Raw genomic sequence first — 22385 nt, 5'->3', positions numbered from 1 at the left:
GTTCCTTATACATCCTCTGGAAGGTATAACATTAAATATCCTTAATCCGCAGACTTCCGGCGCACCCCTCCCCGTTATGTGCTATTTATAACATAATTATTCATTATAATTTACAAAATAAAGCCATCCCTCGCTTTGAAGCGTCAGGATGGCTTGTCCGTGCAAATGGTTTATTTGGCTTCTTGTGTAGCCGCTGGTGAGGCACTTGGAGCTTCTGTAGCTTTAGTTCCGCTGTTTGTTCCGGACTCAGCGGCAGCAGCGGAGCTTTTCGGCAGATTGATTTTGACTTCCAGATCTTTCAGATTATTTTCGAGGAAGGATTCCAGGCTCTGCGAAGCCAGCGAGCTTTTGATTGCTTCCTTCTGTTCATCGGTCAGCTTGTCAAAGGTTGCTTCTGTGCGGCTCTCCACCTTAAAGATATAATAACCCAATTTTGTTAGCACTGGATCACTGATTGTATTCAGCGGCAGTGTCTGGGCTGCTGCCTTGAACTCTTCCGAATAATTGCCCAGCAATACTTCCTTCAGCTGACCGCCAGCTTCCTTGGACGCGGTATCGTCGGTGTATTGTTTGGCGATTTCCGCAAAGTCCGCTCCTCCGTCAAGCTTAGCCTTTACCTCCTTAGCGAGCTTAAGTGCGTCTTCCTCGGTACGCTCCTTTTTGTTGGCGTCGGTCAGTCCGATCAACACCTGACGCAGAGTAGCTACAGTGAAATCGCCTTTGATTAGTTCAAATTCCTTCTTTACTTGGTCATCGGTTACTTTGAGCAGCATATCCTGATAAACCGTAAGCACACGCACCATATAAGTCCGCACATCGCCTTCCTTCAGACTCTGCTCCTTCAGTAAGCTATCATAGGTGTCACCCAAACGGCTCTTAAGATCAGCTAATTGCACATCGGCTTCCTTCTCGGCCTGCTTCTTAGCCTCATCTGTTGCCTTGCCGGCCAGATGCTCAAAGGCCACTTCCTGGTTCAGAATGGATTCCTTGAAGGTATCAATCTCCAGGTACTGGGCCTGCTGCGGAGAGAGGAATTTCATGACACGGGTGTCTAAATCGAATTCCTTCTCAGTAATGGTTCCCCCTTTGTAGGTAGCGTACGCTGTGCTGCTATCATCAGCTGCATTATTATTTTTATTATTGTTGTTGCTACTGCAAGCAGAAAGCATAGAGAAGGAAAGAGCCGCTGCCAGTGAGACCAGCAGCACTTTCCAGGATTTTGTTTTATTTAACGACATCATGTAATTCTCCCTTCAATTTTAGAGACTGTTTAGCCGCAGCCAGAAACTGCTCCAACAGATCAAGCAACGCCTTATCGTCAAGATCCTTCGACTTGATGCGGATACTGGCTTTAGCATCCCTATCAAATTGTACACGTCTTTCGAAGCTATTTCCAACTTTGGCAAGCTTGGCCGTATCAAAGGCCCCGGTGCTGCCTTCATGGAAGTTCAACGAAACATCGTCGCCACGACGGATCATCGATTCCAATCCATAGAGCTTCCCATATACCTTGAGCCGGGCTACGGACAGCAGATTGACTACGGCCTCCGGCAATTCTCCGAAGCGGTCAAGCAGCTCATCCTCCAGTTCCCCAGCGTCCTCAAAAGTGGAAACCGCCGCAACCTTCTTGTAAATTTCGATCTTCTGGATGCTGTCGTAAATATACTCGGATGGAAGATACGCATCAATGGACAAATCAATGACCGTATTACCCTGCTTCAGCGAAGTATCCTCTTCTCCCAGTACAGTAACCTTACGCTTGCGGATTTCTTCCGCCAGCATTTGCGAATACAGATCGAAACCAACGGAAGCGATAAACCCGTGCTGCTCCGCACCAAGCAGATTGCCCGCTCCGCGAATGGAAAGGTCGCGCATGGCAATTTTGAAGCCGGAGCCAAGCTCCGTAAATTCCTTGATAGATTGCAGGCGCTTCTCCGCGACCTCAGTCAGCACCTTGTCCCGCTGGTACGTGAAATAGGCATAGGCAATCCGGTTGGAGCGTCCTACACGTCCACGCAGCTGATAGAGCTGTGATAGCCCCATTTTGTCGGCATCATGGACAATAAGCGTATTGACGTTCGGAATATCCACTCCAGTCTCAATGATACTTGTGCTCACCAGCACATCGTATTCTCCGTCAAGGAAGTCGAGTATGGTCTTCTCCAGCTCCGACTCCGACATTTGACCGTGGCCAATGCCGACCCTTGCTTCCGGAACAAGCATGGAGATTTGTGCGGCCATTTCCTGAATGCCTTGAACGCGGTTGTAGAGATAATAGACCTGTCCTCCACGGGCCAGCTCACGTTCCACCGCTTCCCGGGTAAGCGTCTGACTATGTTCAACCACATACGTCTGCACGGGAAAGCGGTTCTCCGGTGGTGTCTCAATGACTGACAAATCCCGTACGCCAAGCATTGACATATGCAAGGTCCGTGGAATAGGCGTTGCAGTCAAGGTGAGCACATCGACATTGGTCTTGAGCTTCTTGAGTTTTTCTTTATGGGTTACACCAAAGCGCTGCTCTTCATCAACAATTAAAAGACCGAGATCCTTAAAGACCATATCCTGTGACAACAGTCTGTGTGTGCCGATTACTACATCTACCGTTCCCTGCCGGACACCCTTAATGGTCTCATTCTGCTCTTTACGGCTGCGGAAGCGGCTCAGTACCTGAATGTTCAGCGGATAATTGGCAAACCGCTCACGGAAGGTTTCATAATGCTGCTGTGCGAGGATTGTGGTCGGCACCAGCACGGCAACCTGCTTGCCTTCGATCGCTGATTTGAAAGCTGCCCGGATCGCCACTTCCGTCTTGCCATAGCCTACGTCTCCGCATAGCAGCCGGTCCATCGGACGGTTCTGCTCCATATCCTTCTTAATCTCTTCGATAGCGCGCAGCTGATCGCGGGTTTCGTCATACGGGAACATTTCCTCGAATTCGCGCTGCTCCTGCGTATCCTTCTCAAAACCATAACCCAGAGCACTTTGGCGCTCGGCGTACAGCTTAATCAGATCATCCGCGATATCCTGAACAGAAGAACGCACTTTATTGGTGACCCGCGTCCACTCGTTTCCGCCAAGCTTATATACCTTCGGTTCTTTATCTTCCGATCCGACATATTTCTGAATCAGATCTATCTGTTCAATCGGTACGGACAGCTTATCGCCACCGGCATATAGAATATGCATATAATCCCGGTGAATTCCGCTGACCTCAAGCGTGCCAATCCCCATATATTTGCCGATACCGTGATTCTGGTGTACCACGTAATCGCCGATTTTGAGCTCAGTATAGCTCTTGATCCGTTCTGCATTGTCAATTCCTTTGGAAACCTTACGCGCCTTACGCTGCTTCTGGGAGAACATCTCTCCTTCAGTGATCACAGCAAGATGAATGGAAGGCAGCTCAAAGCCGGAGCCCAGATTCCCGTGGACAATAGTAGGCTCTTCAATGCCATAATCGTACAGCACCCGGCGGACCCGCTCCATCCGCTCCTCGCTGCTCGCCAGCATCACAACCTGCACACCCGACTTATGCCAGCGCTCCATCTCTGATTTCAGCACATTCATCTGGCCGTGGAAATCCTGCATGCCGCGGCTGATAAATCCAAGGATGTTCTGCGGCTGGATATGTGGAACCTGGCGCAGGAAAATCGACATGAACAGGCTCTGGAATGGGCGGCGGTACATGATAGCTTCATTGTCTACGGAAAGATGAAGATCAGGCAGGTTTTTGCCGTTCTGCAGCAAATGCAGGTTCCATTCCGACTCGTCCCGCTCCAGCTGTTTCGCCGTTTCCAGCAGTCTGGCTGGCTCATCCATAATAAGGAGGGTGTCCTGTGCCATATAATCATATAAATGGCAGCGTTCAGGATACAAGAGACTGATATATTTATAGACTTCAGGGAAATAGGTTCCCTGCCGCAGCATCTCCAGCTCCCGGCCCATTTCCTCACGCAAACGCAGCTTTGCCTGCCGGTCGGTCATTTTCTCCAGCTGGCGTTCCAGCATCGCAGCCGCTTCAGAGGCTGCCGAATCCTGGCGGGACTGGTCTGCGATGATCTCCTTAGCCGGTGTGATCTTCACACTGCGCACCTTGTCGATGGATCGCTGGTCTGCAGGATCAAAGGTTCGAATCGAATCAATCTCATCATCAAACAGCTCTACCCGGTAAGCCAGCGAAGAGGTCATTGGATAGAAATCGACAATGCCCCCCCGCACACTAAGCTCACCACGGTTCTCTACCCGTTCAACCCGTTCATAACCCATCATAATCATAGACATCAGAAAATCATCCAGAGAGAGGGTTCCATCCTGTGAAACGGTTAATTGTGCCTCTGCCATCACATGGGGCGACGGAAGCAGACGCCGGACGCCAGAATAAGGCACAACCACAACGCCACGGAAGCCCTGGGCACATTTGGTCAGGACATCTATCCGCTGAGCAAGCGTCTCAGGGCTGGAGACAGCCGCTTCAGCGGCAACCAGCTCATTGGCAGGGTAAAGCAGCACGCGATCCGGAGAAAGCGCTTCCTGCAAATCCTCAGCCATCTTCTGGGCCGAGAACATATTATGGGTGACTATAAGCAGCGGCCGTTCGGTTTCTTCATGCAGCGCCGCCAGCATAATTTGTCTGGCCGAACCGGACAAACCTGATATTAGCTGCTCCTTCATCCCTGCGGCAACACCGCGGGTGACAGACTGAAAATCAGGATCTTTGGAAAAAGCTTCTATAAGACCTTGTAACAACAAAGGACACCTCTCTTACTGAACAGGCTGACGGCAGCCTAAGGCCGCCGCACCTATTATGATTAGAATCGAAAACAAGCCTCAGCGATAAGGCCAAGGCTTGCGGATGACGATAGAGACAGGCGCTTCCACCTTACTGAAGCGGACTGGCCAGCAGGCTGAGCTCAGGGTTGTTCTCCAAGGCCTGCTTGCAGTAATCGCAAGTAACCTTTACCGTGATCTCACCTTCTGAATCATACGCTATGATATCTCTGCGCTCCGCAGGGGTCAAAGAATGCAGACCAAGCTGCGCTTCTGTGATATTACTTCTATTGATGCTTCCCAGAAATGTCCGGCAGTGCCTGCATACGTAGTGTATTGCCATCTATATGCCTCCTGAAGGTAGTATATACCCTTCAGTATGCCCCGCTCCGGCCGTATTTAGCCTTAAGATGCAGGCGGGAGCGGAACGTTAGCCATTGAATTTGGCCATAGTCTGTTCAAAGGTATGCTGCAGGCTGAACTCCAGGGCATCACAGGTATCTAGGATCATGGTCTTCAGCCTGTCTCCGTCTTTCTTGGGAAAGGCAGAAAGCACATAATCTACAATAGCAAAGCCCGGTTCAGGACGGGAGATTCCCATCCGCACACGGTTGAAGCTTTGCGTGCCTGTATGCTGTATGATCGACTTGATTCCGTTATGGCCTCCGGCACTTCCCTGATAACGCAGCCGGATTTTGCCGATTTCCGTATCAAGATCATCATAGACAACGATCATATCCTCTAAATTCACTTTATAATATTCCATATATGCACGAACCGCTTCTCCGGACAGGTTCATAAAGGTCATGGGTTTGATCAGAACTGTCTTGACTCCCCCGATGACGCCCTCACCGATTACGGACTTGCACTTATTCTGGTTAAAGGTGATTCCGTTTCTGGCCGCTAGCTCGTCAAGCGCCATAAAACCGACGTTATGCCTGGTTTTGGCGTACTGCGGTCCCGGATTACCGAGTCCAACAATCCATTTCATGATGGCCTATCCTTTCCATCCGGTTCTCTTAAGCAGAAGAGTTCCGTTTTTGGTACAATGAATTTTATTAGGCTTACTTCTAGAGCAGCCGACGGCCACTTTACTCCAAAGACAGGTGATGAACAATGCCACATCAGGGCGACATCTTAACGCTTCAGCGCCATTTCCAGTACCATATCCAATATGCTGTGCCTGTCGAAATTTACAGAGACAAGGTACACGTAGCCATCGGTGTAGTTACAGCAGCGGATGAAGGCTTTGTTGAGCTGCAGGGTACTCTTTACAACCGCAGCCTGTTCACCTTTATCTCCCGGCCAGGGTATTGATGCCGCAGCAAAGCTGGAGGTCATCACGCCGACAAGGGTTACATCTTCCGTTACGGAGGTGTAACCCTTTTTGAATACAGGCGGGAACGGCAGTCATATCTCTACAAGAGCACTACCCGAATACTATTCGATTTCGAACAATTTGCTGATGGACAGCTCCTCATGAACACGAATAATCGCCTCACCCATAAGTGGAGCCACGGACAACACTTTGAGCTTCGAGGTCGGATTGCTGCTGCGGATTGGAATGGTATCCGTCACGATAATTTCTTTGATTGGTGAATTTTCCAGACGTTCATGCGCAGGTCCGGACAATACCGGGTGGGTACAGCAAGCATAAACTTCCTTCACGCCGCCTTCCATCAAGGCATTGGCTCCCAGTACAATCGTTCCGGCCGTGTCGATAATATCATCGATCAGGATCGCTGTTTTACCTTCGATGTTACCGATAATATTCATCACTTCGCTGACATTCGGTTCCGGACGGCGTTTGTCGATGATCGCCAGAGGTGCGTTAAGGAAATCGGCAAGCTTTCTAGCCCGCACAACACCGCCATGGTCCGGGGAGACCACAACCGGGTTCTGGATCTGCTTCGAACGGAAATACTGGGCAAGAATCGGAACACCCAGCAGATGATCGACCGGAATATCAAAAAAGCCTTGAATTTGCATCGCATGAAGGTCCATCGTGATAACACGGTGAGCTCCTGCTTTTTCGATCAGGTTCGCTACCAGCTTGGCCGTAATTGGATCACGGGAACGCGCCTTGCGGTCTTGACGAGCGTATCCGTAATAAGGAATAACCACATTGATGCTTTTCGCGGAAGCGCGTTTGAGCGCATCTACCATAACCAGAAGCTCCATCAAATTGTCGTTAACCGGACCACAAGTCGACTGTACGATATAGACATGGCAGCCCCGGACACTCTCAGACAGCTTGACCTGAATCTCCCCGTCGCTGAAGCTTGTGGTATGTGATTCACCCATCGGAATTCCGATATAATCGGCAATTTGACTAGCCAGCTTAGGATTGGAGTTGCAGGTGAAAATCTTTAATTTGGAATCGCAATAAGTCATAAAATATAAACCCTCCGTGACGGAATTTAGCTTCCAAGCAGCGCCGGTAAAGAGATCTCAGTTCTATCCGGCGCTTTGGCAGTGGCCCTTACGATTGACTCGACTGGTCTTTCTTTGCTTTGGCCCGGGAGCGGATCTTCTCGGCATACCCCGGCTTGTTCTCCTGTCTTACTCTGGCAATGGCCAAATCATTCTCCGAAACAGATCTTGTGATTGTCGACCCTGCAACAACAAAAGCGCCTTTGCCTACGGTGACTGGTGCAATCAGATTCACATTGCTGCCGATGAAGGCATCATCTTCAATTATCGTCTTGGATTTATTAAATCCGTCATAATTGGCAGTAATTGCACCACAGCCAACATTTACATTCTTACCTACAGAGGCATCCCCGACATAGCTCAAATGCGATACTTTGGAGCCGTCGCCGATCACTGCATTCTTAATTTCCACGAAATCGCCAATTTTGACTTCCTCACCGAGTACAGTGCCCGGACGCAAATAGGCAAAAGGCCCAACGGTAGTCCGTGCGCCGACTTGTGCCTGATTCAGTACGGAATGCTTCACCTCAGCGCCGTCCATAATCACGCAGTCTTCGATTTCACTGGAAGGCCCGATCACGCAATCTTCACCAATGACGGTTTTGCCTTTCAGCTGGGTACCCGGATATAGCACGGTATCTGATCCAATGATGACATCGGCTCCTATATAGGTGGAAGCCGGATCAATGATGGTTACACCGTTCAGCATATGCTGGCGGTTGATGCGCTGGCGCATATAACCTTCCGCTTCGGATAAAGCCAAACGGTCGTTAACGCCGATAGACTCCGCAGCGTCATGAGCCTGATATCCCATAACGATATCACCCTGTGCCCGGAGTATGCCGATTACATCGGTTAAATAATATTCCTGCTGGTTATTGCTGTTGGTGACCTTCTCCAGCGCCGCGAACAGCTTGGCATTATCAAAGCAGTAGGTACCTGTATTAATTTCGCCTACAGCTGCTTCCTCAGCGGTGCAATCCTTCTGCTCCACAATCTTCAGTACAGCGCCGTCTTCCCCGCGGATAACCCGTCCATAGCCTGCAGGCTGATCCATCACAGCAGTCAGTACAGTTGCTGCCGCATGCTGCCCTTCGTGCAGTGCCATAAGCCCTTCCAGCGTTTCCGCCATGACCAGCGGTGTATCGCCGCAAATCACGATGGTTGTGCCTTCCTCGCCGCCGATAAGATCCTTAGCCTGTTTGACGGCATGGCCGGTACCCAGTTGGGTTTCCTGCAGCACATATTCCGCATCCTGGCCTATATGGGCTTTTACTTGCTCTGCGCCATGTCCGACAATAACGACGGTACGCTGGCTTCCGGTCGCTTTAACTGTATTAAGTACGTGCCCTACCATCGGTTTGCCACAGACGGGGTGCAGCACTTTATATAATTTAGATTTCATGCGCTTGCCTTGACCTGCGGCAAGTACAACAGCCATTCTTTTCAAGAATGCCAACCTCCCACTTCTTGAGCTCACTACTGAATATATCTCATATCGGGAAAAAAGAAAAGAGAACCATGTAGCATGGTTCCCTTTTCTTCGAACCCCAATTAAAAAACGGCTTGACCTTACGCCGCCCTGGGAGGGCAGCTGGACATCAGAGTCAGCTTAAGACTTAAGCTCCCTCTTCGATGACCTCTTCTTCTTCCGTAGCGGCGCGATCGTACTCGGCCAGAACCGCAGATTGAATCTTCTCGCGTGTTCCCGAAGAAATCGGGTGTGCGATATCGCGGAATTCGCCGTCCGGTGTACGCTTGCTGGGCATAGCAACGAACATCCCGTTATTACCGTCGATGACTCGAATGTCATGAACAACAAACTCGTTGTCGATTGTAATGGATGCGATTGCTTTCATTCTCCCCTCAGAGTTGACGCGGCGGAGTCTGACATCCGTAATTTGCATGTGTGTGTTCACCACCTTTTTCCATCAGAGACTTGGTGTATAATTCCACACAGCAAAGCGAATTCCTTCTTTTTGATTCCAAAAAATGCCTGATAATGAAGATTATTTTTGCGCAACCATTGATTTCGACACCATTCGCGGGGTTTTCTAATAATCCCTTACGCTTTCGACATTTTACTGTTCTTTAGCGCAAAGTGACTGTCCAGCTCAGGAGGAGAAATAATTACCCGGATACGCTGAAATCCGCCGCACCTTGGAATCTACCTCATTCAGCTTCACCAGAGATACATAGTCATGCAGCAGACGCTCTTCCGTCTCCACCGCACCTGATTCCACGAGTACACCTACACCAGCCACTTCGGCATTGAACTCGCCAAGCAGATCGACCATACCGCGTACAGTACCGCCAGCCTTCATGAAATCATCCACGATCAGCACCCGCGACTTCTCACGCAGCGCCCTTCTCGACAGCGACATCGTATGTATGCTCTTGTGCGAGCCCGATACATAGTTGATGCTAACCGCAGAGCCCTCAGTCACCTGATGGTCACGGCGCACCAGCACCACCGGCAGCCCAAGCTGTGCAGCTGTGGCATAAGCCAGCGGAATGCCTTTGGTTTCCACGGTCATCACTACATCAATCTCTACCCCGTAGAAAGCCGTTGCAATGATCTTTCCGGCCTGTTCCATCAGAGAAGGCAGCCCCAGCAGGTCAGACATATATAAATAACCGCCGGGCAGAATCCGGTCGCTCTGCTCCAGCTGTCCGCACAAACGGTTAACGAAGGCCAGCGCCATCTCTGTTGGCATTCTAGGAATATAACGCACCCCGCCTGCCGCACCGGCCAGTGTCTGCAGCTCACCCATGCCTTCGCCTTCAAATACTTCTTTTATAATAGCCAAATCTTCGCTGATGGATGACTTTGCCGCGCCATACCGGTCTGCAAATGTTGACAGCGACAGCAGGTCATGCGGTTTCTCAAGCAAAAATTGGGTCATGTCTACCAAACGTTGGCTTCTTTTAAGTTTTTTCACGGAATGCTCCTCGCCAAAACCGAATATTATTATAAAATAATATCACTTTTGTACGGATTTACACAAGAAGAAACGGCTGTTCTGCCTTTGACAGGGCTAGCCGTTTCTCTGGAAGCTCTTCAGCTCAGCGAACGTACCGCGTAAACTTCCTTACAGAATCCGCGCAGTCCATTGTAAATTCTGGCTACCTTCGACTGCTTGGATACCAGACCGAAGACGGTCGGTCCGCTGCCGGACATCAGCACTCCATCTGCACCCAGCTTCATCATGGCTTCCTTCAGCTGCTGTACCTCAGGATGGAGCTTCAGCGTCACATCCTCCAGCACGTTGCCTAGCCCCGCACAGACTGCGTGGAAGTCGCCCGCTGCAATGGCCTCCTGCATCCGCGTTGCCGACGGATGCACCGCAATGTCATTCGCTCGTACGCGTCCATACACCTCAGCCGTCGACACATTAATCGGCGGCTTCGCCAGGACGACCCAGCACTGCGGCGGATTCTCAATCGGAGTCAGCCGCTCGCCTCTGCCCGTAGCCAGGGCAGTGCCTCCTGTGACGCAGAACGGCACGTCCGAGCCCAGCTCGGCGCCCAGTTCCTGCAGCTCCTGCGCCGGGATACCAAGGCGCCAGAGCCTGTTCAGGCCGCGCAGCGTAGCTGCGGCATCGCTGCTGCCGCCGGCAAGGCCGGCAGCGACCGGAATTCTTTTGTCCAGATGGATATGTACACCGCTCTTCACGTTATAACGGTCTTTAATAAGCCTCGCCGCCTGAAAGGCAAGGTTCTTCTCGTCGAGCGGAATATATCCCGCCTGGCTTGATATAATAATCGAGTCTCTCTTCATCTCTGATAGCTCCAAACGGTCCGCCAGATCCACCATGGTCATAATCATTTCCACTTCGTGAAATCCGTCAGGCCGCTTGTGAAGCACATCCAGCATCAAATTGATCTTGGCCGGCGCTTTCTCATACATTTTCAAGGCGTTCACCCACCTTCAGCTTTTCCCGTAAAAACAACTTAACATATTATATGAGAAACTTGTAACGAAGTCCATTATCAAAAGTTTGGACAGGCCGAAAAGGAGACCGCCGCAAGGACGGCTCCCCTTTTGTATGACCGTTTTTCCGCACAAAAGCGGTTAAGACTTCCGGGCAGCCTGCTCGGCAAGCTGAATGGCCCTCTTCACCATATTCCCTGCATCCTGGGCCCGGATTCCACCCCAGCCGTCCCGCTCCACCGTCTCGTAGAATCCAAGCTCCTTGGCCAATTCCGTCTTCAGTTCCTCCGACATCATGCCTCGTTTTCTGCGGCTCATTAGCGGAATTCCTCCTTAGGGTAGTAGATGATAAGCTTATTGCTCCTTTAGTATGCTGTACCGGGGCAATGATCATTCAACCCGCGAAGAAACCGTCCACACCGTTGTTATATTCAAAAAACAAAAAACAGCCCCCATAGGAGACTGTCCGTAACACTTAAGCCTTAATATACATAATCCGCATTTGCCCATCGTCTTCGCAAACTGTGATCTCCACAGACTCCGTAAGAATATCGGCATAGCTATAGGAGACACGCTTGAAGGTTTGCTGCTCCTGATCCAGTTTGACAATAAATACAGAAGGGTACGTTTCTTCCAGGACACCGGTGCGTTCAACGGTCTTACGACGTCCACCGTTTGCACGCAACGTGATCTTATGACCGACGTGAGCTTCGAGACTGCGTTTAATTTCTAACAGCGCGTTATTAGCCATTACCTGACGACCACCTCTTTCCTTGTCCATTATACAACTTTTCACAAACATTGTCAAAGCAAATAAATAATTATAGATGATGCCAAAATAGTTGTCAACGGAATTTTTTCGGAACGAAAGAGTGCCGACCGAGGCGCCTTGTTATCGGTAATAATATACCGGAGGCTATCACCGCTTGTCCGGCTTTCACAACAAAAAAAGGAAAAGAAAAGCGTTATGCTTATCCTTTCCTTTTTTTGTTCCTGCCATTCTGGAAATTATTGCGTATGGCCTTTCCAGGGCCACGATACTATATCGCCGACGGGGTAACTTTCAGCGCGGAAAGATTCTGCAGGCGAGGCATTCCGATCCGGAAGCTGCCGCGTGTCTCAATCCCGCCCATTCCCTGGTTGCCGCTGATGGTATGATTCAGTACATCACCTAGACTCACAGTGTCACGGATCGAGGTAAAAGAGGCTTTGGCCGCTATATAGACGGGATCCAGCGCATGAATCAGGATTCTCCCCGGGGAACTGGCAAAATTGGCCCCCGCCCCCAGCAGTGCCTCAAAATGCGACTGGCAGGCTCCCGCCACAATGGTCAGGGCATCAAAATTCCGTTCATATTCCCTTGCAACCCCAATAGCTGCCACAAAGTTCTGCGAATTTTTGTAGCTGCTGAGACTGTAGAGATCATAAGTATGCGGCTGTTTCAGCACCCCGTCGTGGCCAGTAATAACTACGATATCCGGACGCACACGGGGCAGAAGCCGGTATAACGTCTCCGCCATTTTGGACTCGTGAACATGATGTCCTTCTGCGGGAATCCGCAGCTGTTCATACAAGCTAAGACTTTTGTTCAAATAAAGCGCATCACCGTCCAAATGCAGCACTTTGCCCGGCACCTCGAAATAAGCTGCCTCCTTGGGAGATTGCGGCCAGCTTCCGGCAACAGTCTCTCCGCTGCGCTGGCTCTGTTCCTGACGGTCCTTACGCAACCTTGTCAATGATTCCTTCGCTTTGATCTGTGCCTGCTGTCCCCGTTCTGTAATACGGGTAGGCGGCACTTGAACCAAGTCGTCCAGGGGAGCATCCGCCAACAGGCGGAATTCTGTGCCTTTGATTACGGCTCCACTCTGCACGATGTTCTCCACCCGGAAAGTTACATCTCCACCATAAGATTTGCGAACGACCAAGTCTCCTAAATTCATGACAACACCACCTCTACCCCCATCGTATGGGCAAAGGTCATGGTTGGTTCTTAAACAGCCGCATTTTCAAAAGATAAAGCGCGATGTTTCACACTGCATACTCTAGGCGATTCCTGCCGCCAGCAGCACAGCACTAAGCCGGGCGTACTCCGCAATACTCAGCGTCTCCCCGCGGCGGGTTGGCTCTATGCCAGCCTCAGCCAGCAGCGCCTCCAGGCGCTCACGGCCTTCTCCCGGGAAGAAGCGGGCCTTGAGATTGTTCGCTATTGTCTTGCGCCGCTGGGTGAAGGAAGCCTGAACCACTTCAAAGAAATGCTTCTCATCAGCCACATCAACCGGAGGACGTTCTCTGACCTTCAGCCGGATTACAGCAGATTCCACATTCGGCTGCGGGATGAAGACCGTACGCGGCACAATACAGACCAGCTCAGGCTCACTGTAGTACTGCACGGCTATGCTGAGGCTTCCATATTCTTTGCCGCCCGGAGAAGCCGCCATACGCTCAGCAACCTCCTTCTGGATCATTACCACGATATTATCCAGCGGAAGTTTCTCCTCCAGCAGTTTCATCAGTATGGGGGTTGTCACATAATACGGCAGGTTGGCAACCACACTTACTTTGTCGACGGTTGCAAAATCCTCGGTGAACAATTCCTGCAGGTTTACCTTCAGCACATCATCATTGCGGATTTTGACATGCGGGTACGGAGACAATACATCCCTCAGAATCGGAATCAGTCTGCGGTCGATCTCTACAGCAGTCACCGCACCCGCAGCCATGGCCAGCCGTTCAGTAAGCGCTCCGATACCCGGACCAATCTCCAGGGCGCCCGCAGAGTCGGTTAATTCTGCTGCGTCCACTATTTTATCAAGGATATTCTGATCGATCAGAAAGTTCTGTCCCAGACTTTTTTTGAACGAAAAACCGTAGCGCTGAATAATTTCTTTGGTCCGTACCGGCGATGAGATCTTGTTATTGCCACTCATGAAGTAATGCCTCCCTGATCAATTTGTGCGAGAGCTCCGGAGAATTCTTCCCGCGTGATGCCAAACATAGCCAGCCGCTTGTATAGCTGTTTGCCGTTGCAATACCCGATGCCAAGCACGTTGCCCAGCGCCATCCTGCGCTCAGCCGCTCGCGAATGCACCAGCATGCCCGCCGCCATAAGATCCTCCAGCCCAATTAGGGCAGGGGCCCCTTCAAAGGAGGTATGTACATGCTGCAGCGCATGACGGATCGCTTCCGGTGATGCATTCTCAACACCGATATCCCCTTTGCGTGTAGCATCCTTCTCCGGGATGAATGCATGCTTGCAGCCTGGCACCTTGGAGGAAACAATCTTGCGGATGCGTTCGCCGGCATGATCGGGATCCGTAAGGATGATCACGCCTCTGCGTTCCATTGCCAGCGCTATCTTGGCGATAACCTTGCGGTCTACCGCTGAACCGCCAGTCTCTATCGTATCGGCCTCCACCGCCCGCTTGACGGCAACCGTATCACTCTTGCCTTCCACCACAATTAATTCCTTAATCATACACGTTGCTCCTTCCTGTAAAACACAAAAAGAAGAGGATTCGCTCCCCTTCTTTTTGGCTAAAGAATGTATAAGTGATGAGCGGCAGCCCGTTCTGTCAGTGCTACCCTCACTATAGCTTATAAACCGTTAATTTGCAAAAGCGGACCACGTTAATTCAGCTCTGGCTTCACTGGACCGATCACATAAATAGTCCGGGACTTGCGGCCGAAATTACGGGCATGGCTCAGTGAATCGTAATAAACATCTAACTTGTTGCCTTTGATGGCACCGCCGGTATCCTCTGCTCGGCGAAACCCTAATCCCTCAATGTACACCCACCAGCCGATAGGAATTACATTCGGGTCCACAGCTATAGTCCGGCCTTCTGTTACGCGTGTGCCAGAAGCCGTGCGGGTCCCAATGCCTGGTTCTTCTGAAGAATAGGCTGTCATCGACACATTTTTGATCATCTTTTTGTATTGGAAATCTACGCCTGCCTTGTGCACGACGTTACTGCTTTTTGCGGAAACTTTGGTTGTTTTGGATGCCGTACTTTTTTTGGAAGTTGTCACAGCAGCTACAACGGGCTTTGGCAGGGGCTTCGTACCAACATAAACAATTTTATGCTTGGTAACCGTCTGTACTTCCTTGCCAATCATGCGCATAGAAACCAGTTCTCCATCTTGGTAGACCTTCTCGATATGCTGGACCATGACGCCTGGTGCGCCTAACTGTGCCACTTTTACGTTCCCCTTGGTCAGGGAAGGATCTGAGGTCTTAATGACCTGGAATGGCAAATTTTGCTTCCGCTCCACAATCTGCTTGTTGATGCGGACAATTTTAATTTCCATGCCGGCCGATACTGTGGTGTCAAGCGAAGGGTATATCTTGTCACTGCTCTCCAGGCTTAAACCCAGTTTGCTAATGGCGTCACCGATAGTGTCTTCGGTGGTGTATAGCGTTTTTGTTGCTCCATCCGCAGTGAGACTAAACTTCTGCGCACGATTGATCACGACACGGTCGCCGTCCTGTATCTCATCACTAAGGCCAATAGATAATTCATCATGCGGCTGCAGCGAAATTTGTTCCTTAGCCAGCACATCACTGAGCAGCGCTTCGCGCGTTTCCAGCGTCTGTGCTTTCCCGTCTATTACTAAAAATATCTCTTTCTTGCTCTGACCGTGTACGTACAGCAGAATGAGCAGCGCGATAACGATTGATACCGCACCTGCAAGCGAAAGTAAGCGAGGATTCACTTGCTTCCACCGTAATGCGAAAGACCTGCTGGATGATTGCGAATCATGGGATACTTCTGGTTGGAATACGCCCACTCTCTCCATCCTCCTTACATAGCCCCGTCGTCAAGTAGTATATCAAGGTGACTGTATGATTGCTGACGAAACTAGGTTTGAGATTGCAACAGGATACGCCCGCATTGCTTCAGCGTTTCCTGCTCATGGATCGCCTGCCCGGCATAATTACTCCAGATACCTGTTATATAACAGTATGCTGGAAACATTCGCATTATTCAAAACAAAAAAAGCCCAAAAAAGAGTTCACAGAGGACTCTTTCGTGGCTTCTCCGGATGTCAGAATACGCGGGAATGTTTATGCACGAGGTTTCCTCTCTTACTTGCGCTTACGGGGTTAGCTGTCGGGTTCGGGCATAAGAGAGACGCCCTATCTTAGGTCACCCGCTCACGGCGGTTGCCCTCAAATTCACCCCAAAGACCACGTGAAGAAATCAAATAAATTCTGCGGCATTTCTGTGTTGTACTCTATGTACGGACATGCGGCAGGCATTATTGGTTCCCCCGTTCTCCATACGGAGACTCAGCGAGACGATCCATGATTCAGTGACTGTCACAGTAACAACAGCTCACTGCACTGAAAAGATGATATCCTGTTTTGATGCATGTTGTAAAGGACGATTCAACCACGTTTACGCAAAAAAATGATTAAAATATTGTAATATTCAGCCGTTTTTAAATTAAAAAAGTTTAATATATCGGCTATACTTCATTTTTCACCGCTTTTACTCCCGATTTCAGACAATCCCAAATCGTTCCAGTGCGTTCGCATACGTAATTTCCGCCAATTCCTGTAAATCAATCCCTTTTATTTCCGCGGCAGCCTCTGCTACTAATCTCACATGTGCGCTCTCATTTCGCTTGCCCCGGAAAGGGTGCGGTGTCAAATAAGGCGAGTCCGTTTCGATCAGCAATCGGTCCAGCGGAGTCTGGGCCAGCACCTCTTTTGGCACTCTGGCGTTCTTGAATGTAATCGGGCCCCCGAAGGACAGGTGAAAGCCTAAATCCAGGCACATTTTGGCTATTTCCCAGCTGCCGGAGAAGGAGTGCATCACTCCGCCTATTTCATCAGCCTTCTCTTCACGGAGAATCCGCACCACATCTTCATGAGCATCACGGTTATGAATGCAAATCGGCATTTTCAGTTCACGGGCCAGTCCGATTTGTTTGCGGAACACTTCATGCTGTACCTCTTTGGGAGAGGTATCCCAGTAGTAATCCAACCCAATTTCTCCGATGGCGACTACTTTTTTATGACTGCACAGTGAGGCAATCCACTCGAGATCCCCGTCCCTCATGTCTATGGCATCCTGCGGATGCCATCCGACGGCTGCATAGATATAATCATAGGTTTCAGCAAGCTTCATGGTTGTTGGGATTGTTTCCCTGTTAAAGCCAATATTAATCATTTTGGTAACTCCTGCCTCGAGCGCATTGGCGATTACCTTTTCGCGGTCCTCGTCGAATTGCGGAGCATCCAGATGGGTGTGCGTGTCGAACAATTGCATGTTACATCCCCTTTTCTGTCATAATTTCTATGATGAATTCCAAGTATTTTTGGATTACTTTGCAAAGATTTCTGCGATTGAAGAAGGCAGCAATGGAAGGGCTTTCTGCAGCTTATCCTGTGGAAAATACAGGTGATAACGGCCGCGGTGAATTCCGCTGATGGAGCGTACGATATCTGAAACTTCAGAGATCTCCCTCAGTTTGTCATGGCGGTCAAGCAGCAGAATTTGCTTGCTGTCAAAGCCTTGTCCCGGACGAAACACATCATAGGGTAAATCTGTCGGAAAATCAATTTCCAGATCATAATCGGCATCTAGCCCTGCCACGGCAAAGCTGCGGCGTATTTCGTCAATCGTCTCGGAATCAAGGTTCTCCATCTCTACATATTTATACAGTTTACGATGAATAAACCGGCTGCACAAGTCGCTTAACAATTCATCCTTCTCCAAAGTCCATTGCATAAAGGCGGTCTGGATCATAGCTTCGTCCAGCAGCAGATATTGTTCCACCGTAACCTCTCCGCGGAACAAATCACCTAAAGGATCAATCATGAACCGGAATTCATAACCGCTCTGGTACAGCTCTTTGGCTCTGCGGAAAATTTGCCGCAAAATGATTTCGGAACTGCGTGTGACCGGGTGAAAATATACCTGCCAGTACATTTGATAGCGCGACATTAAGTAATCCTCGATGGCGTGCATCCCTGACTCCTTAACCACTACCCTTCCATGGTATGGGCGCAGCATTCTTAGGATCCTGTCAATATCGATCGTCCCATAGTTTACTCCCGTGTAGTATGCATCGCGGAGCAGATAATCCATGCGGTCAGCATCCAGAGGGCCGGAAACCAAGTTGACTACAATTTCATGCTCATAAGTTTTGGAGATTACCGAAGCTACCTTGCCGGGAAAATCCTCTGCCACATCCCGCAGAATCGCGGTGATCTCCGTGTCCTCCAGAATGATACGGCAGGTCCAGTCTTCATGGTTCATTTCAAAGGCTTCTTCTATAGAATGGGAGAACGGGCCATGCCCCAAATCATGCAGCAGCGCTGCACATAGAGTGAGCAGGCTCTCCTCCGGTATCCAATCCTTATACCCGCTTCGCTCAAACTGCGAAATGATACGGCGTGTAATTTCGTAGACACCAAGGGAATGTGAAAATCGGCTATGCTCTGCACCATGAAAGGTTAGATAGGAGGTGCCAAGCTGACGGATACGCCGCAGACGCTGAAATTCCTTAGTGTTGATTAATCGCCAGATAATTGTGTCCTGCACGTGAATATAGTTATGAACCGGATCTTTGAAAACCTTCTCTTCTGTCAGCGGTTGCTTCATGTGTTCAACTCCTTCGAATAATATAATTAGAAATAAGAGGTAATAGGTAGTATAATAATGAATTATGTCGCACTTTGTCGAATTGTGTCATTTTAACGTTTTACAAATCGACAATTTAATTTTATCTGCATTTGTATGAATTTATGTGTAATGTAGGCGATATAAAAGTTTTATTTAAAAATTCCTTAAAATTAGCCTCAAAAAAGGTTGACTGTTTTGGGAATGGTTGGTATTATAAATATCATAAAACGGTGAACAATGTCGAATAATGACGCTTTTGAACATTGAGAGGAGCAACGATTGTAATGATGAAATCAACAGGAATTGTAAGAAAAGTAGATGAGCTTGGACGGGTTGTTATTCCGATCGAATTGCGCCGTACACTGGGCATTGGAGAAAAAGATGCGCTCGAAATTTACGTGGACGGTGAGCGGATCATGCTTAAAAAATACGAGCCAGCTTGCATTTTCTGCGGCAATGCTGAGAATGTAACCTATTTCAAAGGAAAAATTGTTTGTCATGAATGCATTTCTGCTATCCCTACCCCTGTGACAAACTAGAACAAATAGGTTATAATAGGAACTAATCAAATTGTTAATTCTAACCTTTTTATATCTCCTTGGCCTCCCGTTGATGCGGGAGGTATTTTTTATGCTTTTTTACCCTCCCAAACCCTCCCTACAGGGAGGGCCCCAAGGGCCCCGGCCCTCTGGACACCCGGAAGTTTGTCTAATTTGTGGCCGCGCGTAAAGGAGTAACTGTGACGGTGGACCGGCCCTCTTTCGGGCACGCCCTCAGGGCCTTGCCATGCGAGGGATTTCGCCATAGGCCGTGCGCCTATGGCGGCTGCGCGAAGGCGCTCCCATGCAACGTTTGGGCGATAAAGCCGCTCTCCCTACGGGAATCGCTTTACGGTGGCACGGGCCAGTGACTTTAGCGCTTGCTGGTTGCTGGCTGGTGAGCTGCTTTTTCTGCTTTTGCCCGCTCTCCCTGCGGGAATCGCTTTACGGTGACACGGGCCAGTGACTTTAGCGGTTACTGGTTGCTGGCTGATGAGTAGCTTTTTCTGCTTTTGCCCGCTCTCCCTACGGGAATCGCTTTACGGTGGCACAGGCCAGTGACTTTAGCGCTTGCTGGCTGCTGGCTGATGAGCTGCTTTTTCTGCTTTTGCCCGCTCTCCCTGCGGGAATCGCTTTACGGTGACACGGGCCAGTGACTTTAGCGCTTGCTGGCTGCTGGCTGGTGAGTAGCTTTTTCTGCTTTTGCCCGCTCTCCCTACGGGAATCGCTTTACAGTAGTGGGGGCCAGTGACTTTAGCGGTTACTGGTTGCTGGCTGGTGAGTAGCTTTTTCTGCTTTTGCCCGCTCTCCCTGCGGGAATCGCTTTACGAAGGCAAACGCCCTTTACTCCCTGTCCAACAATGCATTGTAAATATCGCGTTTGGCCAAGCCACGGTCTGCGGCGGCTTTTTTCATAGCTTCCTTCCGTGCCATTCCTGCGTTTTCATAGTGAGCGACATGCAGCTCAATGCTGAGCTCACGCCACCAGGAGGATTCAGCAATCTCAGCCTCTTCTTTGCTTTCCCCTTCAACCACGATGACATATTCGCCAAGCGGCGGATGTTCGGCCAGCCAAGCAGAACATTCCTCAATCGTTCCGCGCAGAAACTCCTCATAACGTTTTGTCAGTTCACGGGCCAGTACTACCCGGCGGTTGCCGAATGCCTCCTGCAGATGAACCAAGGTTTTGGCTACCCGGTGCGGCGATTCATAGAACAGCAAAGTCCCCTGCACAGAACGAACAGCGGATAATACACTACGGATATCTTTACGCTCCCTGGGCAGGAACCCGACAAAGGTAAAATTTGTGGTCGGCAAGCCGGAGGCGATCAAAGCTGACAAAGCCGCGTTAGCTCCGGGGATCGGAATGACCGGAATATGGTGGCTGACGGCCAGTGCTACAAGATCTGCTCCAGGGTCGGAAATTGCCGGCAGACCGGCGTCGCTGACAAGCGCCAAATTTTTACCTTCTATTATATAGCGGATCAGTTCCGGTCCACTGGCAGCCTTATTATGCTCATGATAGCTGAACAGCATGGAAGGCGTAATTTCAAAATGGCTCAGTAACTTACGCGTCTGTCTTGTATCCTCGGCGGCAATAATATCACATTCTTTTAAAGTGCGGACCGCACGGTAAGTTATATCCTCCAGATTGCCGATTGGCGTAGCGACCAGATAAAGACAACCGCATCCTGGCGGTTTAATTCCATCATTGTTATTTTGAAAGCTGCTTTGGCATGTTATAGTCATCATTTACCCTCTTTGTTTCCATAATAAATATCCATAATTTCCGGACAGTATTGATTGTCCTCATTATATACGATCAGCGGCGGTTGTAAACGCACCTCAGGCTTTCCATCGCGTGCAGCTTCAATCAATACCATATTGGCTTCCAAATGCGCTCTTGGATGCACGAAACGAATCAGCTTCGGCTCCAGTCTGTTTTGTCTCATCAGGCTGATAATATCCACCAGACGCTGTGGCTTGTGTACCATACTTACCTTGCCTCCGGTGCGGACCAGTCTTACACATGCCTGAATCACCTCTTCCAGCGTGCAGCCAAGCTCATGGCGGGCCATCGCTTGATGTGTATTCAGCTTGAGATCGCTTCCGTTAAGCGGCATGTACGGCGGATTAACGGTAATCGCATCGTATACACCGTATCCAGCCTCATTATGCAGTTCACGCAAATCCCCTTCATGTATCTTAATCCGCTCCTGCAGGCCGTTTAAGGCTACACTACGGCGGGCCATATCCGCCAAACGGGGCTGAATTTCAATACCTTCTATAGAAGCTTTGGTTCGTGTAGTGAGCAGTATCGGAATAACTCCATTGCCAGTACAAAGATCAAGTACTCTGCCGCGTGGCGGTATACCTGCAAACCGGGCCAGCAGTACGGCATCCATCGAGAAGCTGAACACTTCATCACTCTGAATAATCCGCAGATCATGAGTCAATAAATCATCCACCCGCTCCGTTGGCAGTAAAGGAACAGGTATTTCGTTAGAAAAATTCGTCATTGTAATCTCCTAAAAGTTTTGTTGAGCATACACTTCAATGAAATCCTGCGAAACAAAACATGCTTCGGAAGCATATGCTTAGTTTTGCCCGAACCTATGCCCGCTTTCATCAGTCTGCGCCCTTAAATTCAAAAAAAACCGTAGGCGTAAATCTCCTACGGCTGGATATCCTCATTTATTAAGAAAAGAAAGACAGAACAGACAATCACCTTCTGTGCGCAAATGGCCGAAATAGACATTGCAGATGTGAAAGCCTTCATGATACAGCCGGGCCAGATTGTCATAACCTTCCCCAACTACCTCTTCTGTTCCCTCTCTGGCGGCCAAAAGAGCTTCCGCCTCCGCAGTATCAACGGCAGGGTCCAAAGGTGCGTCCCTCTTCAATATTTTGCGGAGCTGTTCATTCTCCAGACTAAGCCTTTGATTGGTTTCCATCAGTTCCTTAACCGTCTGTTTCCAATCTCCGAGACTTGCGCGCATGCTTTCCATCTGCGCTTCCATCTCCTGCATGTGTGCAAATATATTTATCTTCTCCAAGTTTCCACCCCGAAAGTAA

General features: G+C 49.8%; 22 protein-coding genes and 1 riboswitch. Of the genes, 2 read left to right on the top strand and 20 right to left on the bottom strand.

Annotated features, from left to right (window positions below; translation table 11 throughout):
• Positions 1-170: 170 nt before the first annotated feature.
• The 4 genes from NSS79_RS00220 to pth form a co-directional block, all read right to left on the bottom strand.
• Entirely contained in the window at positions 171-1241 is a 1071-nt protein-coding gene (locus tag NSS79_RS00220; RefSeq protein WP_342437853.1) for a peptidylprolyl isomerase, read from the bottom strand.
• Entirely contained in the window at positions 1225-4749 is a 3525-nt protein-coding gene (mfd, locus tag NSS79_RS00215; RefSeq protein WP_038598275.1) for a transcription-repair coupling factor, read from the bottom strand. The genes NSS79_RS00220 and mfd overlap by 17 nt, the downstream gene beginning before the upstream one ends.
• A 133-nt stretch (positions 4750-4882) precedes the next feature.
• Complete coding sequence (locus NSS79_RS00210) at positions 4883-5113, bottom strand: anti-sigma-F factor Fin family protein (protein WP_038584380.1); 231 nt, start codon at positions 5111-5113, stop codon at positions 4883-4885.
• A gap of 87 nt (positions 5114-5200) precedes the next feature.
• Complete coding sequence (pth, locus tag NSS79_RS00205) at positions 5201-5761, bottom strand: aminoacyl-tRNA hydrolase (RefSeq protein ID WP_076113632.1); 561 nt, start codon at positions 5759-5761, stop codon at positions 5201-5203.
• Between the two features lie 125 nt (positions 5762-5886).
• Here pth and NSS79_RS00200 point away from each other — a divergent pair, with 125 nt between their 5' ends.
• Positions 5887-6087: a hypothetical protein gene (locus NSS79_RS00200; protein WP_342437852.1), complete on the top strand. Its 201-nt coding sequence runs from the start codon at positions 5887-5889 to the stop codon at positions 6085-6087.
• Between the two features lie 123 nt (positions 6088-6210).
• Here the strand turns inward: NSS79_RS00200 and NSS79_RS00195 are convergent, their stop codons facing one another.
• The 13 genes from NSS79_RS00195 to NSS79_RS00135 all read right to left on the bottom strand — a co-directional run bounded on the left by NSS79_RS00195 (position 6211) and on the right by NSS79_RS00135 (position 18750).
• On the bottom strand, positions 6211-7164 hold the full coding sequence (locus NSS79_RS00195; RefSeq protein WP_019914487.1) for a ribose-phosphate diphosphokinase: 954 nt from the start codon (positions 7162-7164) through the stop codon (positions 6211-6213).
• Positions 7165-7252: 88 nt separating this feature from the next.
• Entirely contained in the window at positions 7253-8653 is a 1401-nt protein-coding gene (glmU, locus tag NSS79_RS00190) for a bifunctional UDP-N-acetylglucosamine diphosphorylase/glucosamine-1-phosphate N-acetyltransferase GlmU (RefSeq protein ID WP_342437851.1), read from the bottom strand.
• 169 nt (positions 8654-8822) lie between these two features.
• A complete protein-coding gene (gene spoVG / locus NSS79_RS00185) occupies positions 8823-9110 on the bottom strand; it encodes a septation regulator SpoVG (protein ID WP_020425826.1) in 288 nt (95 codons plus the stop codon).
• A 207-nt stretch (positions 9111-9317) separates the two neighbouring features.
• Positions 9318-10145, bottom strand: a complete 828-nt coding sequence (gene purR / locus NSS79_RS00180) for a pur operon repressor (protein ID WP_038584367.1) — start codon at positions 10143-10145, stop codon at positions 9318-9320.
• 119 nt (positions 10146-10264) lie between these two features.
• Positions 10265-11119, bottom strand: coding sequence for a 4-(cytidine 5'-diphospho)-2-C-methyl-D-erythritol kinase (ispE, locus tag NSS79_RS00175; RefSeq protein WP_342437850.1), 855 nt, complete (start codon positions 11117-11119; stop codon positions 10265-10267).
• 159 nt (positions 11120-11278) lie between these two features.
• Positions 11279-11455, bottom strand: coding sequence for a small, acid-soluble spore protein, alpha/beta type (locus tag NSS79_RS00170; protein WP_019914492.1), 177 nt, complete (start codon positions 11453-11455; stop codon positions 11279-11281).
• A 157-nt stretch (positions 11456-11612) separates the two neighbouring features.
• Positions 11613-11888, bottom strand: a complete 276-nt coding sequence (locus tag NSS79_RS00165) for a Veg family protein (RefSeq protein ID WP_019914493.1) — start codon at positions 11886-11888, stop codon at positions 11613-11615.
• 289 nt (positions 11889-12177) lie between these two features.
• Positions 12178-13077: a sporulation peptidase YabG gene (gene yabG / locus NSS79_RS00160; protein ID WP_341119291.1), complete on the bottom strand. Its 900-nt coding sequence runs from the start codon at positions 13075-13077 to the stop codon at positions 12178-12180.
• Between the two features lie 102 nt (positions 13078-13179).
• Entirely contained in the window at positions 13180-14064 is an 885-nt protein-coding gene (gene rsmA / locus NSS79_RS00155; RefSeq protein WP_038584358.1) for a 16S rRNA (adenine(1518)-N(6)/adenine(1519)-N(6))-dimethyltransferase RsmA, read from the bottom strand.
• Positions 14061-14612 carry a ribonuclease M5 gene (gene rnmV, locus NSS79_RS00150; RefSeq protein WP_342437849.1) on the bottom strand — a complete coding sequence of 184 codons (552 nt, stop codon included), beginning with the start codon at positions 14610-14612 and terminating at the stop codon, positions 14061-14063. The genes rsmA and rnmV overlap by 4 nt, the downstream gene beginning before the upstream one ends.
• Before the next feature lie 152 nt (positions 14613-14764).
• Complete coding sequence (locus tag NSS79_RS00145; RefSeq protein WP_342437848.1) at positions 14765-15925, bottom strand: ubiquitin-like domain-containing protein; 1161 nt, start codon at positions 15923-15925, stop codon at positions 14765-14767.
• A 290-nt stretch (positions 15926-16215) separates the two neighbouring features.
• Positions 16216-16443: riboswitch (cyclic di-AMP (ydaO/yuaA leader) on the bottom strand.
• Between the two features lie 198 nt (positions 16444-16641).
• On the bottom strand, positions 16642-17412 hold the full coding sequence (locus NSS79_RS00140) for a TatD family hydrolase (protein WP_038584350.1): 771 nt from the start codon (positions 17410-17412) through the stop codon (positions 16642-16644).
• A 54-nt stretch (positions 17413-17466) separates the two neighbouring features.
• Positions 17467-18750 carry an HD domain-containing protein gene (locus NSS79_RS00135; protein WP_342437847.1) on the bottom strand — a complete coding sequence of 428 codons (1284 nt, stop codon included), beginning with the start codon at positions 18748-18750 and terminating at the stop codon, positions 17467-17469.
• A gap of 305 nt (positions 18751-19055) precedes the next feature.
• Here NSS79_RS00135 and NSS79_RS00130 point away from each other — a divergent pair, with 305 nt between their 5' ends.
• A complete protein-coding gene (locus NSS79_RS00130) occupies positions 19056-19310 on the top strand; it encodes an AbrB/MazE/SpoVT family DNA-binding domain-containing protein (RefSeq protein ID WP_019914502.1) in 255 nt (84 codons plus the stop codon).
• 843 nt (positions 19311-20153) lie between these two features.
• On the opposite strand, the gene rsmI is transcribed toward NSS79_RS00130, so the two are convergent.
• The 3 genes from rsmI to NSS79_RS00115 form a co-directional block, all read right to left on the bottom strand.
• The gene (rsmI, locus tag NSS79_RS00125) at positions 20154-21059 is read right to left on the bottom strand and encodes a 16S rRNA (cytidine(1402)-2'-O)-methyltransferase (protein ID WP_340895709.1); all 906 of its coding nucleotides are present in this window, start codon (positions 21057-21059) and stop codon (positions 20154-20156) included.
• The gene (locus NSS79_RS00120) at positions 21059-21829 is read right to left on the bottom strand and encodes a tRNA1(Val) (adenine(37)-N6)-methyltransferase (RefSeq protein ID WP_340895711.1); all 771 of its coding nucleotides are present in this window, start codon (positions 21827-21829) and stop codon (positions 21059-21061) included. Before NSS79_RS00120 ends, rsmI begins: the two co-directional genes overlap by 1 nt.
• A gap of 171 nt (positions 21830-22000) precedes the next feature.
• The gene (locus tag NSS79_RS00115) at positions 22001-22366 is read right to left on the bottom strand and encodes a DNA replication initiation control protein YabA (RefSeq protein WP_038584339.1); all 366 of its coding nucleotides are present in this window, start codon (positions 22364-22366) and stop codon (positions 22001-22003) included.
• Between the last annotated feature and the right edge of the window lie 19 nt (positions 22367-22385).

It is taken from the genome of Paenibacillus sp. FSL L8-0436, assembly GCF_038593025.1.
Lineage (GTDB): Bacteria > Bacillota > Bacilli > Paenibacillales > Paenibacillaceae > Paenibacillus_AQ.
The sequence above is the reverse complement of the archived record's forward strand: the minus strand, read 5'-3'. Positions and strand labels throughout refer to the sequence as shown.

Bases quoted from the DNA above. Each gene is read 5' to 3' on its own strand.
- NSS79_RS00220 (WP_342437853.1), bottom strand. From the start codon at position 1,241: ATGATGTCGTTAAATAAAACAAAATCCTGGAAAGTGCTGCTGGTCTCA.
- NSS79_RS00210 (WP_038584380.1), bottom strand. From the start codon at position 5,113: ATGGCAATACACTACGTATGCAGGCACTGCCGGACATTTCTGGGAAGC.
- pth (WP_076113632.1), bottom strand. From the start codon at position 5,761: ATGAAATGGATTGTTGGACTCGGTAATCCGGGACCGCAGTACGCCAAA.
- NSS79_RS00200 (WP_342437852.1), top strand. From the start codon at position 5,887: ATGCCACATCAGGGCGACATCTTAACGCTTCAGCGCCATTTCCAGTAC.
- NSS79_RS00195 (WP_019914487.1), bottom strand. From the start codon at position 7,164: ATGACTTATTGCGATTCCAAATTAAAGATTTTCACCTGCAACTCCAAT.
- spoVG (WP_020425826.1), bottom strand. From the start codon at position 9,110: ATGCAAATTACGGATGTCAGACTCCGCCGCGTCAACTCTGAGGGGAGA.
- NSS79_RS00170 (WP_019914492.1), bottom strand. From the start codon at position 11,455: ATGAGCCGCAGAAAACGAGGCATGATGTCGGAGGAACTGAAGACGGAA.
- NSS79_RS00165 (WP_019914493.1), bottom strand. From the start codon at position 11,888: ATGGCTAATAACGCGCTGTTAGAAATTAAACGCAGTCTCGAAGCTCAC.
- yabG (WP_341119291.1), bottom strand. From the start codon at position 13,077: ATGAATTTAGGAGACTTGGTCGTTCGCAAATCTTATGGTGGAGATGTA.
- rsmA (WP_038584358.1), bottom strand. From the start codon at position 14,064: ATGAGTGGCAATAACAAGATCTCATCGCCGGTACGGACCAAAGAAATT.
- rnmV (WP_342437849.1), bottom strand. From the start codon at position 14,612: ATGATTAAGGAATTAATTGTGGTGGAAGGCAAGAGTGATACGGTTGCC.
- NSS79_RS00140 (WP_038584350.1), bottom strand. From the start codon at position 17,412: ATGCAATTGTTCGACACGCACACCCATCTGGATGCTCCGCAATTCGAC.
- NSS79_RS00135 (WP_342437847.1), bottom strand. From the start codon at position 18,750: ATGAAGCAACCGCTGACAGAAGAGAAGGTTTTCAAAGATCCGGTTCAT.
- NSS79_RS00130 (WP_019914502.1), top strand. From the start codon at position 19,056: ATGATGAAATCAACAGGAATTGTAAGAAAAGTAGATGAGCTTGGACGG.
- rsmI (WP_340895709.1), bottom strand. From the start codon at position 21,059: ATGACTATAACATGCCAAAGCAGCTTTCAAAATAACAATGATGGAATT.
- NSS79_RS00120 (WP_340895711.1), bottom strand. From the start codon at position 21,829: ATGACGAATTTTTCTAACGAAATACCTGTTCCTTTACTGCCAACGGAG.